16 protein-coding genes are annotated in these 17,115 nt (G+C 61.1%); 3 read left to right on the top strand and 13 right to left on the bottom strand.

The features are described 5' to 3' along the window. Positions 1–44: 44 nt before the first annotated feature. Complete coding sequence (locus AB1E37_RS22385) at positions 45–1,484, bottom strand: MFS transporter (RefSeq protein WP_004153321.1); 1,440 nt, start codon at positions 1,482–1,484, stop codon at positions 45–47. A 426-nt stretch (positions 1,485–1,910) separates the two neighbouring features. Here AB1E37_RS22385 and xylA point away from each other — a divergent pair, with 426 nt between their 5' ends. Both xylA and AB1E37_RS22375 read left to right on the top strand, forming a co-directional pair. Further along, entirely contained in the window at positions 1,911–3,230 is a 1,320-nt protein-coding gene (gene xylA, locus AB1E37_RS22380) for a xylose isomerase (RefSeq protein ID WP_004178432.1), read from the top strand. A gap of 271 nt (positions 3,231–3,501) precedes the next feature. Then, a complete protein-coding gene (locus AB1E37_RS22375; RefSeq protein WP_032448696.1) occupies positions 3,502–4,884 on the top strand; it encodes a carbohydrate porin in 1,383 nt (460 codons plus the stop codon). A 184-nt stretch (positions 4,885–5,068) separates the two neighbouring features. Here the strand turns inward: AB1E37_RS22375 and AB1E37_RS22370 are convergent, their stop codons facing one another. The 10 genes from AB1E37_RS22370 to AB1E37_RS22325 form a co-directional block, all read right to left on the bottom strand. Further along, positions 5,069–6,028: a DUF523 and DUF1722 domain-containing protein gene (locus AB1E37_RS22370; RefSeq protein WP_004214857.1), complete on the bottom strand. Its 960-nt coding sequence runs from the start codon at positions 6,026–6,028 to the stop codon at positions 5,069–5,071. After that, positions 6,025–6,576, bottom strand: coding sequence for a DUF3833 domain-containing protein (locus AB1E37_RS22365; RefSeq protein ID WP_004177586.1), 552 nt, complete (start codon positions 6,574–6,576; stop codon positions 6,025–6,027). Before AB1E37_RS22365 ends, AB1E37_RS22370 begins: the two co-directional genes overlap by 4 nt. After that, positions 6,573–7,097, bottom strand: coding sequence for a hypothetical protein (locus AB1E37_RS22360; RefSeq protein ID WP_004222332.1), 525 nt, complete (start codon positions 7,095–7,097; stop codon positions 6,573–6,575). Before AB1E37_RS22360 ends, AB1E37_RS22365 begins: the two co-directional genes overlap by 4 nt. Next, the gene (locus AB1E37_RS22355) at positions 7,094–7,579 is read right to left on the bottom strand and encodes a DUF2878 domain-containing protein (RefSeq protein WP_004222343.1); all 486 of its coding nucleotides are present in this window, start codon (positions 7,577–7,579) and stop codon (positions 7,094–7,096) included. The genes AB1E37_RS22360 and AB1E37_RS22355 overlap by 4 nt, the downstream gene beginning before the upstream one ends. Further along, the gene (locus AB1E37_RS22350) at positions 7,576–8,796 is read right to left on the bottom strand and encodes a cyclopropane-fatty-acyl-phospholipid synthase family protein (protein WP_004222347.1); all 1,221 of its coding nucleotides are present in this window, start codon (positions 8,794–8,796) and stop codon (positions 7,576–7,578) included. The genes AB1E37_RS22355 and AB1E37_RS22350 overlap by 4 nt, the downstream gene beginning before the upstream one ends. Beyond that, the gene (locus AB1E37_RS22345; RefSeq protein ID WP_004222350.1) at positions 8,793–9,515 is read right to left on the bottom strand and encodes a DUF1365 domain-containing protein; all 723 of its coding nucleotides are present in this window, start codon (positions 9,513–9,515) and stop codon (positions 8,793–8,795) included. The genes AB1E37_RS22350 and AB1E37_RS22345 overlap by 4 nt, the downstream gene beginning before the upstream one ends. 1 nt (position 9,516) lies before the next feature. Then, positions 9,517–10,776, bottom strand: a complete 1,260-nt coding sequence (locus AB1E37_RS22340) for an NAD(P)/FAD-dependent oxidoreductase (RefSeq protein WP_004222353.1) — start codon at positions 10,774–10,776, stop codon at positions 9,517–9,519. Then, positions 10,773–11,492 (bottom strand): SDR family NAD(P)-dependent oxidoreductase, encoded by a 720-nt coding sequence (locus AB1E37_RS22335; protein ID WP_004222355.1) that lies wholly within the window; start codon positions 11,490–11,492, stop codon positions 10,773–10,775. Before AB1E37_RS22335 ends, AB1E37_RS22340 begins: the two co-directional genes overlap by 4 nt. Beyond that, positions 11,489–11,923, bottom strand: a complete 435-nt coding sequence (locus tag AB1E37_RS22330) for a nuclear transport factor 2 family protein (protein ID WP_002887256.1) — start codon at positions 11,921–11,923, stop codon at positions 11,489–11,491. The genes AB1E37_RS22335 and AB1E37_RS22330 overlap by 4 nt, the downstream gene beginning before the upstream one ends. Positions 11,924–12,154: 231 nt before the next feature. Continuing rightward, positions 12,155–12,883, bottom strand: coding sequence for a MerR family transcriptional regulator (locus tag AB1E37_RS22325; protein WP_002887258.1), 729 nt, complete (start codon positions 12,881–12,883; stop codon positions 12,155–12,157). A gap of 116 nt (positions 12,884–12,999) precedes the next feature. Between AB1E37_RS22325 and AB1E37_RS22320 the strand changes: the two genes are divergently transcribed. Beyond that, on the top strand, positions 13,000–13,533 hold the full coding sequence (locus AB1E37_RS22320; protein ID WP_002887259.1) for a lipocalin family protein: 534 nt from the start codon (positions 13,000–13,002) through the stop codon (positions 13,531–13,533). 9 nt (positions 13,534–13,542) lie between these two features. Here AB1E37_RS22320 and AB1E37_RS22315 read toward each other — a convergent pair whose 3' ends face one another. Both AB1E37_RS22315 and AB1E37_RS22310 read right to left on the bottom strand, forming a co-directional pair. Next, the gene (locus AB1E37_RS22315; RefSeq protein ID WP_004222358.1) at positions 13,543–13,890 is read right to left on the bottom strand and encodes a DUF1294 domain-containing protein; all 348 of its coding nucleotides are present in this window, start codon (positions 13,888–13,890) and stop codon (positions 13,543–13,545) included. Positions 13,891–13,962: 72 nt separating this feature from the next. Continuing rightward, a complete protein-coding gene (locus AB1E37_RS22310; RefSeq protein WP_004222362.1) occupies positions 13,963–17,112 on the bottom strand; it encodes a CusA/CzcA family heavy metal efflux RND transporter in 3,150 nt (1,049 codons plus the stop codon). Positions 17,113–17,115: the final 3 nt, after the last annotated feature.

Raw genomic sequence — 17,115 nt, 5'->3', positions numbered from 1 at the left:
TAAAATGGAAAGTTAAGGATCGGTCTGATTTATAATTTTTTTAACTACACGCGGATCTCATCCAGCTGACGGTTGATGTCGGTCACATGTTTATCGGAGATCGGATAAACCTGCATGATCACCATCGAAATAGCGGCCAGCGCAATTGGGATCCACACCGCGGTCATAATGATCCCATCGATGGCGCTGGCGCTCTGCACGGCGCCGCTTTCATTAAATCCATACACCGCCAGCAGCCACAGCGGGATAGCGCCGCCGATGGTGAAGCCGATCTTGAAGAAGAGTCCCATAATGGCATTGATAATGGCGGCATTGCGTTTGCCCGATTTTAATTCGCCGTACGCGATAACTTCCGGTACCAGCGCCCACATAAAGCCGGTGGCGGAGGTTAAGCCCCACTGTTTAATAAAGGTGGCGATGTAGGCCAGCCACAGGGCGTCGTGCATCCCTTCGCGGGACCAGACGTAGGTCAGCAGTTCGCCGACGATGAACATGGCGAGGAACAGATGGAAGAAGCCTTTTTTACCAAAGATTTTTTTCAGTTTCGGCCAGAACACCGGGAAGGCGATGCCGGGAATAGACGCGACGAGACCCACGGCGCCCATCCATTCGGAGTGGCCGACGACGAACTGGTTGAAGAAGCCGTTAACGGTGTTCATGAAGAACATGAAGGTAAAGGCCAGCATAAAGAACATGCCGAGAATAACCAGCGGACGGTTATGTCTGAGCTCGTGGAAAAGGTCGGTAGTTTTGACGTTGGCGGTCTGCTCGGCGGTCGCGACCACGCGTTCTTTGGTGCATTTGTAGCAGATAAACAGGGCCACCGCGCCGATGATCATATAGATGGCGTACACGCCAAACCAGGCGTAGTTCGCCGACGGATCGGTATAGTTCCCCAGATTCAGCTCAAGGCCGAAAAAGCCGGTGTCTTTCAGGCTGCGATCTTTCGGCGCCGCCATCTGCACAAACATCGGGAACAGGGTATAGACCAGCAGGTTGGCGCTGTTGGCCAGCATCATGCGGGTACTGGTCAGCTTATCGATCGATTCCGGGTCGCGGGTCAGCGACGCATTCAGCGAGCCATAGGGAATATTGACTAAGGAATAAACTAAGTCCAGCGCCAGATAAATTATAAAGGCGAAAGCCACCGAACCTTTCACCCCAGGGATGGGCGCGAACAGTAATGCCGACAGGATCACCAGCGGCACGCCGGCTCGTAACAGCCACGGACGATATTTCCCTGCTTTCGAGGTTCGTTTATCCACGTAGGTTCCGACCATCGGATCCCAAAACACATTAATGATACGGACAAAAAGAAAAATAAAGCCTGCCGTTGCCGTGCTGATGGTATTTACCGTCAGCATATGCAAAGCCAGAAAACCCCCAATTGTGCCGAAAACAAGGTTTTGCGCAAAGTCGCCCATGCCATAACCAATTCGTTCTCCGCGGGTTAATTTATGATATTCATCATGCCGACTGTGCATTATGTTTTTACTCATTCTAAGCAGACTCCGGTTTGTTTTGTGTAGGTGAAACACTTTCTGACACAGTTGACCTGGAAGAATCTATTACGTTTTTAAATTACGTAATTATGTTTTTTTACTTCTGTGATCCTCGAAGCAAAGGCCTGTATCGCCTGCGTTGAACCGTTATCCGCCGCTAATTTTTGGGCAGGCAGGCATTGCGACAAAACCGGCATTTTAATTTGGTATGGATACCTGAATTCCCCAGGAAGTGTACTCTATACGCGCGCGAAGCGAGATATTTAAAATAGTTTTATTTGCGAGATGGCTCACATTTGAGCATTTTCTCAATCGCCGAGTGAAATAACGTAATTGAGCAACCGACGATGAGAATACACGATGTGTCACAGTTGTTAATTTTCCTGTTTCTCAATTTCGGAGTTCATCATGCAAACCTATTTCGACCAGGTTGATCGCGTTCGCTTTGCCGGACCCAAAACCGATAATCCGCTGGCGTTTCGCCACTATAATCCGGATGAAATCGTGCTGGGAAAACGCATGGCAGATCATCTGCGTTTTGCCGCCTGTTATTGGCATAACTTCTGCTGGAATGGCGCGGATATGTTTGGCGCCGGCTCGTTTGAGCGTCCCTGGCAGGCCGCGGGCGATGCGCTGGAAATGGCCAAACGCAAAGCGGACGTGGCGTTTGAATTTTTCTACAAGCTCAACGTGCCGTATTACTGCTTCCATGATGTCGACGTCTCGCCAGAAGGCGCGTCGCTGAAAGAGTATTTGCATAATTTCGCCGTGATGACCGAAGTGCTGGCGGAGAAACAGCAGCAAACCGGCGTGAAACTGCTGTGGGGCACCGCCAACTGCTTTACCCACCCGCGCTACGGCGCCGGGGCGGCGACCAACCCCGATCCGGAGGTGTTTGCCTGGGCGGCCACGCAGGTGGTGACCGCCATGAACGCCACCCACCAGCTCGGCGGCGAAAACTATGTGCTGTGGGGCGGCCGAGAAGGTTACGAGTCGCTGTTGAATACCGACCTGCGCCAGGAGCGCGAGCAGATTGGCCGCTTCCTGCAGATGGTGGTGGAGCACAAGCATAAGATTGGCTTTGGCGGCACGCTGCTTATCGAGCCGAAACCGCAGGAGCCCACCAAGCATCAGTACGATTACGATGTCGCGACGGTGTATGGCTTCCTGAAGCAGTTTGGTCTGGAAAATGAGATCAAGGTGAACATTGAAGCCAACCACGCCACTCTGGCGGGGCACTCTTTCCACCATGAAATCGCCAGCGCCATCGCGCTGGGCATTTTCGGCTCCGTTGATGCCAACCGCGGCGATGCGCAGCTCGGCTGGGATACCGATCAGTTCCCGAACAGCGTGGAAGAAAATACCCTGGTGATGTATGAGATCCTCAAAGCCGGGGGATTCACCACCGGCGGCCTGAACTTTGACGCCAAAGTTCGCCGGCAGAGCACCGACAAATACGACATGTTCTATGGCCATATTGGCGCCATGGACGTGATGGCGCTGTCCCTCAAGCTGGCCGCGCGCATGATTGAGGATGGCAAGCTCGATCAGGGTCTGGCAAAACGCTATGCCGGCTGGCAGGGCGAGCTGGGGCAGAAAATTATGAGCGGGCAAATGTCGCTGGATAATATTGCCCGATACGCTGAGCAGCATAATCTGAATCCGCAGCCTCAGAGCGGGCGTCAGGAATTACTCGAAAATCTCGTCAATACCTATATCTTTGGTTAATTTTTGCTGACATGCCCCTGCGGGGGCATGTATTCCGCCGTCTATCCGCTGCCGGGAAATAGCGTTTATTGGTTCGTGCTGTGTTTTTTTTGTCAGTGGCGAAAGACCACCTGTTTAATATCAGCGAAGGAGGAAGGGTAACGATAATTGTGTAATGCCTCTGTGACCGTACAAAATAAAAAATAACTTGTTCTGATGATAGCGACATATTCTGTCAGCTCAGAATAGGCTGGTTATTGTCTGAATAAAATTAACCTATATTGAGAAACTCATGACAATGATAAAAAAGCTTCCATTAACCATGGCGGTTATCGCCGCGTTTTTTCCGCTTACCTCTGTAATGGCGCAAGAATTTACTCAGGAACAGATCGACGCCATCGTCGCCAAAGCCGTTGATAAAGCGCTGGCCGACCGCCAGGCGAAAATCGACGCCGCGGCCAACAAAAAGGTCGACGTGATCACCAACCCGCAGACCACCGCCGCCTCGCCGGATATGGCCATTCCGTTCGGCCTCAAGTTCAGCGGCTACGCCCGCTATGGCGCCCACTTCCAGACCGGCGACCAGAAATATGTCGGCGTCGACGGCTCCTATAACGGCGCCTCGGCGATCGGCCGTCTGGGCAACGAAAGCAACGGCGGCGAATTCCAGATCAGCAAGGCCTTCAAAAGCGCGCAGGGGGCTATCTGGGATCTCAACGTGATGTTCGACCACTGGAGCGACGAAGTTAACCTGAAGAAGGCCTACGTCGGGGTCACCAACGTGCTGGAATCCAACCCCAACGCCTATATCTGGGCCGGCCGCGACTTCCACCAGCGTCCGCAACAGGGGATCAACGACTACTTCTGGATGAACCACGACGGCCAGGGCGCCGGGGTAAAGAACTTTGATATCGGCGGCGTGCAGTTCGACGTGGCGGCGGTCTCGCAGGTGAAATCCTGCAGCCCGGAAGTGATGGCCGACGAGACCAACCCGTCGCGCATCACCTGTACCGGCAGCTCCGACACCGGCGACAACGGCCACTACGCGCTGACCACCAAAACCCACAACATCAAGGCCGGGCCGATCGACGTCGAGGTGTACGCCAACTACGGCTTTGACTCAAAGGCGGTGGACAGCGACGCGCGTCTCGAAGCCTGGCAGGGCGGCCTGGTGCTGAGCCACACCAACGACAGCGGGGTGAACAAGGTGATCCTGCGCTATTCCGACAACTCGGATAACAGCGTCTACAACAAGACCGACGACCTGACCACGGTCTACGCCAGCTTCGAGGGCAGCCATAAGTTCACCCAGCAGGCGCAGGTGGAATATCTGCTGGCCTTCCATGACTACGACAACGGCAAAGATAATACCGACAACCGCAAAAACTACGGCGCCATCGTGCGGCCGATGTACTTCTGGAACGACGTGCACTCCACCTGGCTGGAAGCGGGCTACCAGCGCGTGGATTACGACCAGGGCGGGGATAACCACGGCTGGAAGCTGACGCTGTCGCAGAACATCGCCATCGGCATGGGGCCGGAGTTCCGTCCGATGCTGCGCTTCTACGTGACCGGCGGCCAGGTGGACAACGAGCATACCGCGAAGGTTAACGGCACCCAGGACCAGCAGCTGGATTCGCTGAACGTCGGCGGGATGTTTGAGGCGTGGTTCTGATGCGATAGCGTTGTCGAAGGAGCGTTCCCGGCTGGCGCTACGCTTAGCCGGGCTACAACTGGTGCGCTCCATTTATGCCGGATGGCGGCATACATGCCTTATCCGGCCTACGTTCCTTCCTGCGGGCTCCCCCCCAGGACCGGCAAGCGCAGCGCCGCCGGGCAGCTGGTTCAGGCCAACTCCCTCAGTTCACCGTCAGGCGCAGGGCCAGATCCTGCGGGTAGGGGTCAAAATAGTTCTGCGCCTGCAGGTAGCGATCCGGATACTCGGCCAGATAGTGCTTAAGCAGCGTCAGCGGGGCGAGGATCGGCAGCAGCCCGGCGCGATAGTTGAGGATCACCTCCCGCAGCTCGCCGCGCTGGCGGCTGTTCAGCTGGTCGCGGAAATAACCCTGAATATGCATCAGCACGTTGGTGTGGTTTTTCCGCGAGGCGGGCCGCTTGAGGATCGCCATCAGCTTCTCGCGGTAAACCTCGAAGAAAGCCTCCAGATCCTCCCATTCATGCAGCGAGGCGACGAACGGGCCGATCTCCCGGTAGCCCGCCTGGTGGTGAGCCAGCAGCTGCAGCTTGTAGCGGCTGTGAAAGGCCAGCAGGCCGTGACGGGTCAGGCCGCGGGCGCGCAGGGCGTTGAGTTCATGCAGGGCGAAAACGCGCTCGACAAAATTCTCCCGCAGCAGCGGATCGTGCAGCCGGCCATCCTCTTCCACCGGCAGCCACGGGTAGCGCGCCATCAGGGCACCGGTAAACAGCCCCACGCCTTCCTTACGCCCGCGATTGCCTTTTTCGTCATACAGCCGCACGCGCTCCATCCCGCAGCTCGGCGATTTGGCGCAGACGATAAAGCCCGACAGCTCACCCAGGGTTGCGAGGTGGGCGCTGGCGAAATCAGCCATCTTCTCCGTCACATCCTCGTGCGGAGCGTGGCTGAAGCGCATGCGGATCTCCCCGACCGGGGTCTGCACCAGGCGGAGCGCCGGGCGGGGAACGGGCAGGCCGATCGCCATCTCCGGGCAGACGGGCTTAAACGCCACCCACTGCGCGAGCTCATCCATCACAAAGCCCATACGCTTATGCCCGCCGTCGAATCGCACGGCTGAGCCGGTTAAACATCCGCTGATCCCAATGACAGGTTGCGTGTTCATGGCGCTGTCCTCTCTTCTGCTGTGGTTCGGGTAAAGAAAAGGGTCACGGTGGCGACCGTAATGCCGAATTTCTTCATCTCGGTTTTGTTAAATAAATGGCTGCCGTCCTGCAGGAACATCCAGTCGTCAAAGTGCAGCAGCCACCGGCTGCCGCTGGCCTCGACGTTCATGCTGTAGCGCCAGTGAAAGGCATTGCCTGCCGCCTGGCCGCTGGCCACCCCTTCGATATCGCCGGCGGTGCCCTGATAACGGTTATCGCCGGTGCGGCGAATGCGCCATACCCGCTGCTGCTTCTCGCCGTCGTCATAGACAAAGCGCTCATGGAGGGTCAGGGTGTCGCCGACGACGTCGCCATCGATCTCAACATGGAAGCGGCGCAGCTGCTTGCCGCTGCGATCCTGCACCATCCCCCACGCCTCGGTTCGCCCCTGAAAATAGTGAAAGATGTCGAGGGCGGGCTGCTGCTGCCGGTACTCCGTGACCTCGGTGCTGCAGCCGGCGAGGATCAGCATCAGCAGCGCCAGGCCAAGGGTCAGAATGCGTTTCATGGTGTACCTCCGATCAACTGCTGACGCAGTTCGGGATAAGTGGTGCGCGGATCGAGCCAGATGGCGAGAAAGCGGGTGCTGAACGCCGCCGACTGGCGCGGGCCGAGCGGGGTAAAGGCGGTCTGCGCGGCGCTGGCGCGGTACCAGAACTGCCCCTCGCCGCCGCTGACCACGAACGCCAGCTGGCTGCCCGGCGCGACGTCCGGCCAGATCCCCTGCAGCATGCGTAGCCAGGCTTCGCTGCGCGGTTCCTGCTGCAGAATGCCCTGCGCCTGCCACTGGTCGCGGGTGGCCTCCACCAGCGCCTCGCGATCGATGTCGCGCCGGTAGGTGATGATCAGCGCCCGATCCTGCTGCGGGCCGTCATACCGGCCATTGGGCGTACGCAGCTGCGAGTGATAGACGGTGAACGGCCCCCAGGTGAGGGTCGCCTCGCCGACGCGGCGCCACGCCAGCCAGTCGGCGGCGTGGGCCGCCGGGGCGAGGACGGTCAGCCATAGCAGTAACAGGGCGAATCTCATTTTTGCCTCCCCATCCCCAGATGGAACAGCAGCATGATCACCAGCCAGCCGCAGGCCATGGCGGCCACAGCAAGCGCCGTCGGCACCAGCAGGGTCATGGCTCCGAGGCGAGCGCCGATCAGGTAGGCCACCGGGCCGCCGAGGGTCGCCGCCGTGGCCAGCACCCAGCCGGGAAGCGTCGCGGTGCGGGTCAGTCGGGTCCAGACGACGGCGAACATCAGCCACAGGGCCACCATCCACAGGGGCAGCAGGCTGTCGCCGGGAAAATCAATCAGCCCCGCCAGCGCCCAGCAGGCGTCCAGCCCGCAGCCCGCCGCGGCCAGCAGCAGGGCGGGCGGACGACTGGTCGCCGGCAACCGCAGCCAGGCGAAGATGGCCAGCGTCAGCCAGATCAGCAGGCCGCGCTCGCGCAACATCACCACCAGCGTCCAGTAAACATCGAACGCGAGGGCCATCAGCAAGTGCTGCGCCGGGCGTGTCATACCCGCTCCGCGGTGAGCTGCACCACGCTGATGGTGCGGGCGTTAAATCCGGCTTCGCAATAGCCGAAGTAGTAGAGCCACATCCGGCGGAAGCGCTCATCGAAGCCGAGCTTTTCAATATCCTGCCAGGCGTGGGTAAAACGCTGCCGCCAGTGCGCCAGGGTGCGGGCATAGTCCGGGCCCATGTCGAACAGGTTGCGCACCACAAAATCGGTATGGCGGGTCATCAGCTCGCTCATTGCCGTGATGCTGGGCAAAAAGCCGCCGGGGAAGATGTAGCGCTGGATAAAATCGACGCTTTTGCTGTAGTCGCGATAGCGCTGATCCTGAATGGTGATCGCCTGCAGGGCCATTCTGCCGCCCGGGCGCAGGCGCGCCTGACAGGTGCGGAAGAAGGCCGGGAGGTAGCGCTGGCCCACCGCCTCAATCATCTCCACCGACACCAGTTTGTCGTACTCGCCGCGCAGATCGCGGTAGTCGCAGAGCAGCACCTCGACGCGATCCTGCAGCCCGGCGCGGGCCATGCGCTCGGTAGCCCAGCGGTGCTGCTCCCGGGAAAGGGTGGTAGTCGTGACCCGGCAGCCGTAATGGCGGGCGGCGTACTCGGCCAGCGCCCCCCAGCCGGTGCCAATCTCCAGCAGATGATCGCCGGAGTTGAGCGCCAGCTGGTCGCACAGACGCGCCATCTTGGCCCGCTGGGCCTGGGTCAGATCCTGCTGGTCATCGGTAAACAGCGCGCTGGAGTAGAGCAGGTCGTCATCCAGAAAATGGGCATAAAATTCGTTGCCGAGGTCGTAATGGGCGGCGATGTTCTCCCGCGCCTGGGCGCGGGTGTTGCGGCGGGTCCAGTGGCGCAGGCGGGCGACGGGCTTGCCCAGCAGACGGAAGCCGCGCTCCAGACGCCCCAGCACCTCGCCGTTGCGCGCGAGGATCTGCAGCAGCGTCGTCAGCTGGTGGCTCTCCCAGTCGCCGTCCATCCAGGCCTCGGCCGCCGCCAGGCTGCCGCCGGTCAGCAGACGCCAGTACACCTCCGGCGTGCAGACCCGCGCCTCGGCGCGCAGCGCGGCGGCGGGGTCGCCAAAATGAAACGTCTGCGCCCCTTCGCGCACGGTGAGCGAGCCTTCGCGGAGGCCGCTCAACAGACGAAAAAGCAGCCAGCGCGCGAGCCGCACGTTGCGCGGCACATCGGGTTCAAGCGCAAAGACGGGATCGGTCATGAGCGTTCACTCCTGCTGACAGGATGGTTGTACAGCGGCACGCGCTTCAGCCACAGCCGCAGCGCCTGCCAGTAGATGGCGAGGACGGTTTTCAGGGTCATCAGCGGCAGACGCAGCAGCAGCCCGCGCAGGTTGGCGCGGGTCAACGGCACGCGGCTCAGGGCCAGGGTGGCGTCGAACACCCTGCTGGCCTGATGGTTTTCAATATGCATGTGCAGCGTTTTGCCGGGCGCGTTGAAGCGCCAGTGATAGACCATGTCCATCGGGTTAAAGGGCGAAACGTGAAAGGCTTTCTCCAGCGGGCGCGCCTGCTGGCCGTCCACCGCGTAGTAATGACGCTCATTCCACGGCGTGTTGCGCACTTCGGCCAGCACCCAGCGCAGGGTGTCGGCTTCGTCATAGCAGTAGTAAAAGTTGACCGGATTAAAATGGAAGCCGAAGTAGCGCAGCTGGGTCAGGAGCATCACGCGGCCCGCCGGGCGGCAGCCGGTCAGGCTCTCCAGCCGGTTCAGCGCCTGGGCCTTCAGCGGCGCGCCCAGCGGATAATCGGCATCGTACCAGGCGGCGGCGGCCAGGCGGTTGCGGCGGATGCCCGCCTCAGGCAGCCTGTCCAGTTCGTCGAGGTCGAGCCAGGCCATAAACAGGCGGTAGACGAAGTGGTGCGCTTTCGGCTGCAGGCGACGGTGGCGCAGGACGCCCTGATAGAGGCAGCTGTTCATTTCAGTGGCCCTCCGCCGCGGCGATGCCCTGCACCACGTCGAGCGCGCTGCGCACCCCATCCTCATGAAAGCCGTTGTACCAGTAGGCCCCGCAGTACCAGCTCCGCTGCTGGCCGTTAATCTCTTCGCGCCGCAGCTGGGCCGACCAGCTTTGCGGGTTAAACAGCGGATGCTCATAGACGAAGCGCTTCCAGACGTAGCGATCGTCCACCGGCGCGTCCGGGTTCAGGGTAACGCAGAACAGCGGCGCGCCCGCGGGCAGCCCCTGGAGAATATTCATGTTGTAGGTGACGCAGGCCCGGGCCCGATCCCCGTCGCTCAGGCGATAGTTCCAGCTGGCCCAGGCGCGCTGGCGCTCCGGCAGCCAGCGCGGATCGCTGTGCAGCACCACCTCGTTACGCTGCCAGCCGATGTCCCCGAGGACTTCTCGTTCGGAATCGGTGGGCGCCGCCAGCATCGCCAGCGCTTGCACGGAGTGGCAGGCGAAGATCACCTGGTCAAAATGCGCCTCCCCGGACGCCAGCCGCAGGGTGACCCCCGCCGGGTGGCGGTCCACCTGCTGCACCGGCGCGTTGAGGCGTAGATCCAGACGATCGCCGAGCCTGGCGAGCAGGGCGCGGACGTATTCCCGGGAACCGCCGGGCACCACGTACCATTGCGGGCGATCGCGAATATCCAGCAGACCGTGGTTTTCAAAGAAGCGCAAAAACAGCGGCAGCGGGAAGCGGCGCATCTCCTGCAGCGACGACGACCAGATGGCCGCCCCCATCGGCAGAATATAGTGGCGGGCGAAGAAGGGGCTGAAACGGTGGCGGGCGAGGAAGCTCTCCAGCGTCGCGCCTGGATCCAGCGCCTCGGTCAGCGCCAGTTTCGCCAGCCGGTTGAAGCGGACGATCTCGCTCAGCAGTCCCCAGAAGGCCGGCTTCAGCAGATTGCGCCGCTGGGCGAAAAGCGAGGTCAGGCTGTGGCCGTTGTATTCCAGGCCGCTGGCCGGGTTGTGGACCGAGAAGCTCATCTGCGTTTTTTGCCCGCCGATTCCCAGCTCGCTGAGCAGGCCCATAAAGCGCGGATAGGTGCGATCGTTGTAGACGATAAATCCGGTATCGATGGCCCAGGTGCCCTGCGGCGTGGCGACATCCACGGTGGCGGTGTGGCCGCCCGGCGTGGCGCCCGCTTCGAACAGCGTTACCTGATGGTGTCCGGCCAGTCGCCAGGCGCAGGTCAGCCCGGCGATGCCGCTGCCGATGATGGCGATGTTCATGAGCGCACCATTCTGCGCAACAGCAGGCGCTGGATACCCGATGGCAGACTGGCCAGCAGACGCAGGGCCAGGCTGAAACCGGTGGGGAAGGCGATGTGGTTTTTGCCCTTCGCCAGACCGTGGCGGATCGCCGCCACCGCCCGATCCACGCTCACCCGGCCGGGCATGGCGAAGTCGTTTTTGCGCGTCAGCGGGGTGTCGACGAAGCCCGGAGAGACCACCGTGACGGCCACCCCTTTCGGCTCCCAGTCCAGACGCAGGCTGTTAGCAAACCAGCTCAGCGCCGCCTTGGAGGCGCCATAGGCTTCCGCGCGCGGGAAGGGCAGCCAGTGCGCCATGGAGCTGACCAGCACCACCCGATCGCCTGCCTCCAGCTGCGTCTGCAGCGCCGCCAGGCAGTTCACCGGCCCGAGGAAGTTGGTGGCCATCACCCGCTCCACGAGGGCGGCATCCACCTGTCCGTGGTCGAGGTATTCGCAGGTCCCGGCGCAGAGAATGATCAGGTCGGCAAAACAGCCCGTCAGCGCCTGGCGACAGGCGTCCCTGTCTGTCATATCGAACAGGCGTACGCTGATGTTGGGGCTGAGCTGCTGGAGCGCTGCCAGGCGCGACGCATCGCGCCCGCAGGCGATGACCAGATGGCCATCCGCCGCGAAGGATTTCGCCAGGCCGGCGCCGATCCCGGAGCTGGCGCCGGTGATGAGCACCGTCATCATGAGCGCACCCTCCGCTTCACGCCGCGCACCGCCCAGCCCAGCAGGGGAAGATGCTCGTAGATCATCTCCCCGGCGTCGTAGTAGTCGCGCTGATGGAGAACCTGCTCCCCGGCGATGTCCACCACCGAGCAGCCCGGCAGGGCCAGGGTTTCTCCGCCGGCAATGCGCGGATGCGACCAGTGCATGGTCCAGGTCACGGCGAACCGCTGGCCGTCGCAAAGCGGCGTGTCGATGGTGAACCGGCACTGCTCCACGTTGGCCAGCAGATGGGTAAAGTAGCGCTGAATGGCGAACAGCCCCTGATGCTGACCAAAAGGATCGCTCAGCGTCGCGTCCGGATGGTACAGCGTGGCCAGCGCCGCGGGCGGCTGTGCATCCAGCCCGGCGTAGTACTCAACGAAACGACGAATCACGGACGGCGAGGTGCTCATGGATCACATCCTGGCTAGATACGGTAGCGTAATGGCATACTTAAAACTTACACAAATAAAATTATTTGTCCAAGTTTGTAGAAAAATATATTTTATTTATGTTAAAAATCATGTTGTTATGATTGGTGTTTTAAGGAGTGAAAATCGCGGGTGGTGCAAAGGGCAAGCGTGAGCCCGCCGCGCCACCGGGCGCTGGCGTCTCAGAGAGGGGATGTAGGTTAAAACAGGGGGTTAGAGCGGGATCACCTCGAGGGAGACGACCTGCTGCTGCCAGAGTTCGACCTGCCTCTGGCGGGCAGCGGAGAGTTTGCCGCTGGTGACCAGCAGCCAGTTGCGCTGGGGAAAAATCTCCGGCGCCAGGGCGGCGGGAGGCACCGGCAGGACGTCGATGCGATGGCCCTGGCCGGTACGTTTGAGCGCCTCAAGCCAGATTTCGCAGGCGTCGGTCAGGTGCCAGCCGGTGATCAGAAAGTTGTCCCCGGGCGCCTTCTTGTCGCCTTCGAGGCAAAACGAGGTATAGGCGATGATGATGCCGTCGAGAATTTCGCGCAGCGTCATGATGGCCGGCACGTTGGCGGAGACCTGGCTGCGCAGCGGACGCAGCACTTCGGTTACCAGCTCCTGGCGCGGATATTCGCGCCCGGCGTCGTAGATCAGCTGGCGCAGGGACTCGATTTTTCCCTCTTTCAGCCGCTGCAGCATGGTCTCCTGCAGCGTCAACCAGTTATTGGTGCGCCGCGCGCCGGGGCGCGACAGCAGGGGTTTCACCTGGCTGACCGGCACCCCTTTTTTCACCCAGTCGAGGATCTTCAGCGCCTGCTGGACGTCGTCATCGCTGTACAGACGGTGTCCACCATCGGTGCGCAGCGGCTTAAGCAGGCCGTAGCGGCGCTGCCAGGCGCGAAGCGTGGTCGCATTTATCCCGCATAGTCGGGCAAATTCGCCGATGGAGTAAGGCATGGAGGCCACCTGTTAACAAAGAATATTCTCAATATACTACGAATCACGACGGCTGGCGTGAAGTGTAGTGGCTTTGCACTACACTTTCCCCAACCGCGTAAATGAAAGGAGTTCTCATGAAGCTATGGCCTGTTGTCACTGGCGTCGCTATCGCGTTAACCCTGGTGGCCTGTAAATCGCCCACGCCGCCGAAAGGCGTTCAGCCGATTAGCGGGTTTGACGCCAGCCGTTACCTCGGAAAATGGTATGAGGTCGCTCGCCTGGAGAATCGCTTCGAGCGAGGCCTGGAGCAGGTGACCGCCACCTACGGCGCCCGCAGCGATGGGGGGATCAGCGTCGTCAACCGCGGTTATGACCCGGTCAAAAAACGCTGGAATGAGAGCGACGGGAAAGCCTATTTCACCGGCGCCCCCACCACCGCGGCGCTGAAGGTGTCGTTCTTCGGGCCATTCTACGGCGGCTATAACGTGATCCGCCTGGACGACGACTACCAGTACGCGCTGGTCAGCGGCCCCAACCGTGACTATCTGTGGATCCTGTCGCGCACCCCCACCATTCCGGCGGCGGTGAAGCAGGATTACCTGAATACCGCGCGCGAGCTGGGCTTTGACGTCGATCGCCTGGTGTGGATCCGCCAGACGCCGCGCTAGCCTCGCCGCTTAGCGGCTGAGCAGATGGGTATAAACCACGTACAGCCCGGCCAGCGCCGCCACGTTGAGCGCTACGCTGATGAAAAACCACGTCCGGAAGGGCTGCTTTTGCGTTTTATGGCGAAAGCACTGCTGGCCGAGGATGGCCCCCGGCCAGCCTCCCGCCAGGCCCAGCACCAGCAGCGTGGTTTCCGGCACCCGGCGCCAGGCTTTGCGCGCCGCCAGCTTGTCGGCACCATAGATAAGCCATGTCAGAAGGCTGCTCAGTAAAAACCACATCGCCAGCGGGTAGGGCAGCAGGGCGCTGCCCACGGCGGTGAGCAGCAGCAGGGAATAACATACCAGGTTCAGATTCATAGGGACGTTCACGCCGGCCAGAAGAATGGCGCCACTATAGCCAATTTCCCGGACCGGCGTAAACGCGGCGGGCTATTGGCTACGCTTGCCCCGATGCCGATACAGCCACATCAGCTTATACGCCGCCGGAATGATAAACAGCGACAGCAGCGGGGCGGTGATCATCCCGCCAATCATCGGCGCGGCGATACGGCTCATGACTTCCGAACCGGCGCCGGTGCCCCATAAAATCGGCAGCAGGCCGGCGATAATCACCGCCACGGTCATCGCCTTCGGCCGAACGCGCAGCACCGCCCCCTGGTACAGCGCCTCGTCGAGCTTATCGACGCTGAAAGTCTGCGGATTCTCCAGCGATGGCTCGGCCTCAATGGCATGGCGCAGGTACATCAGCATCACCACGCCAAACTCCGCCGCCACCCCGGCCAGGGCGATAAAGCCGGTCCCGGTGGCCACCGACAGATGGAACCCCATCCAGTAGAGGAACCAGATCCCGCCGACGAGGGCGAACGGCACGCTGGTGATAATCAGCAGTGCTTCGCCGACGCGGCGGAACGCCAGATACAGCAGCACGAAGATAATCATCAGCGTCATCGGCACCATCAGCTTCAGCTTCTGATTGGCGCGCTCCAGCAGCTCAAACTGCCCGGAGTAGGACACACTGATGCCCGGCTTCAGCTTCACCTCCTTGCCGATGGCCTGCTGCAGATCGTGCACTACCGACACCATGTCGCGGTCGCGGGCGTCGATGTAGATCCAACTGGTCGGGCGGGCGTTCTCGGTCTTCAGCATCGATGGTCCGGTGACCACTTTCACCTCAGCCACGTCGCCGAGGACAATCTGTTGCTTCAGCGGCGTGAGGATCGGCAGCTGGCGCAGGGTCTCCGGGCTGTTGCGATAGCTCTGCGGGTAGCGGATGTTGATCGGATAGCGCTCGACGCCCTCCACTGTTTCGCCAACCATCGCCCCGCCGATGGCGGACGAGACGAACAACTGCACGTCGCCGACGGTCATCCCGTAGCGGGCCGCCTTCTCACGATGAATATCAATGGTGAGGTAGCGCCCGCCGACCAGCCGCTCGGCTAATGCCGACGTGACTCCCGGCACGGTGCGCGCCACCACTTCAATTTGCCCGGCGATGGCGTCGATATCGGCCAGGTTAGTGCCGGAAACTTTAATGCCAATCGGGCTCTTGATGCCGGTGGAGAGCATGTCGATGCGGTTGCGGATCGGCGGTACCCACAGGTTCGCCAGTCCCGGCAGGCGCACGGTTTTATCCAGCTCGTCGACGATCTTCTCCATGGTCATCCCCGGCCGCCACTGATCCTGCGGCTTGAGCTGAATCGTGGTCTCCACCATCTCCAGCGGCGCCGAGTCGGTGGCGGTTTCGGCCTTGCCGGTTTTGCCGAACACCCGGGCCACTTCCGGCACCGCCATGATCAGCTTATCGGTTTTCTGCAGCATATCCGCCGCCTGCGCAGCGGAGATCCCCGGCAGCGTGGACGGCATATACAGCAGGTCGCCCTCGTTGATCTGCGGCAGAAACTCGCCGCCGACCCGGTTAAGCGGCCAGACAACCGTCAGGATCGACAGGAGCGCGATCAGCAGGGTGGTCTGCGGCCAGTGCAGGACCTTCAGCAGCAGCGGGTGATAAATGCGGATCAAAAAGCGGTTCAGCGGATTGCTGCTCTCCGCCGGGATCCTGCCGCGGATCCAGAAGCCCATCAGGATCGGGATCGCCACGATCGCCAGCAGCGCCGCCCCGGCCATCGACCAGGTTTTGGTGAAGGCCAGCGGGCCGAACAGTTTGCCCTCCTGGCCTTCGAGGGTGAAAATCGGGATAAACGACAGGGTGATGATCAGCAGGCTGATAAACAGCGCCGGGCCAACCTCCACCGAGGCCTCGGTAATGATTTTCCAGCGGATGTCGTTGCTGAGCTTCTCTCCCGGGTGCTTATGCTCCCACTCCTCCAGCCGCTTATGGGCGTTCTCAATCATCACGATGGCGGCATCGACCATCGCCCCCACCGCAATGGCGATCCCGCCCAGCGACATGATGTTGGCGTTGAGCCCCTGGAAATGCATCATGATAAAGGCGAAGCACAGGCCGAGCGGCAGGGAGATAATCGCCACCAGCGCCGAGCGCACGTGCCACAGGAACAGGGCGCAGACCAGGGCGACGACGATAAACTCTTCCAGCAGCTTGTAGCTGAGGTTATCGATGGCGCGGTCGATAAGCTGGCTGCGGTCGTAGGTGGTGACCACTTCCACCCCTTCCGGCAGGCTGCTTTGCAGCGACGCCAGCTTCTCTTTGACCGCCGAGATCACCTCGCGGGCGTTCTTGCCGGAGCGCAGGATCACCACGCCGCCGGCCACTTCGCCCTCGCCGTTAAGCTCGGCGATACCGCGGCGCATCTCCGGGCCAATCTGCACCCGCGCGACGTCGCCGAGATAGACCGGCACGCCGTTATCCCCGGTTTTCAGCACGATATTTTTGAAGTCGTCGAGCGTCTGCAGGTAGCCGCTGGCGCGCACCATATATTCGGCTTCCGCCAGTTCGACGGAAGAGCCGCCCGCCTCCTGGTTAGAGGCGTCCAGCGCCGATTTCACTTCGCCGAGACTGATGCCGTACTGGGTCAGCTTCATCGGGTCGACGACAATCTGATACTCCTTGACCACGCCGCCCACCGACGCCACTTCCGAGACGTTAGGGATGGTTTTCAGCTCATATTTTAAGAACCAGTCCTGTAGGGAGCGCAGTTCGGCGAGGTCGTGCTTGCCGCTGCGGTCGACCAGCGCGTACTCGAAGACCCAGCCGACGCCGGTGGCGTCCGGGCCCATTTCGGCGCTGACCCCGGCGGGAAGTTTGCCCTGTACCTGGTTGAGATACTCCAGCACCCGCGAGCGCGCCCAGTAAGGATCGGTGCCGTCTTCAAAAATCACGTACACGTAGGAGTCGCCGAATTGCGAGAAGCCGCGAACCGTTTTGGCGCCGGGGACCGACAGCATGGTGGTGGTCAGCGGCCAGGTGACCTGGTTTTCGACGATCTGCGGCGCCTGTCCCGGATAGCGGGTTTTGACGATCACTTGTACATCAGAGAGATCCGGCAGGGCGTCTACCGGGGTGTGGATGATGGTCCAGGTTCCCCAGATGCTGAGAAACAGCGCCGCCATCATCACCAGGAAGCGGTTGGCCACCGAGCGGCGGATAATCCATTCAATCATGGT

It is taken from the genome of Klebsiella sp. Shm-1 (genome assembly GCF_040804525.1).
GTDB lineage: Bacteria > Pseudomonadota > Gammaproteobacteria > Enterobacterales > Enterobacteriaceae > Klebsiella > Klebsiella pneumoniae.
The sequence above is the reverse complement of the archived record's forward strand: the minus strand, read 5'-3'. Positions and strand labels throughout refer to the sequence as shown.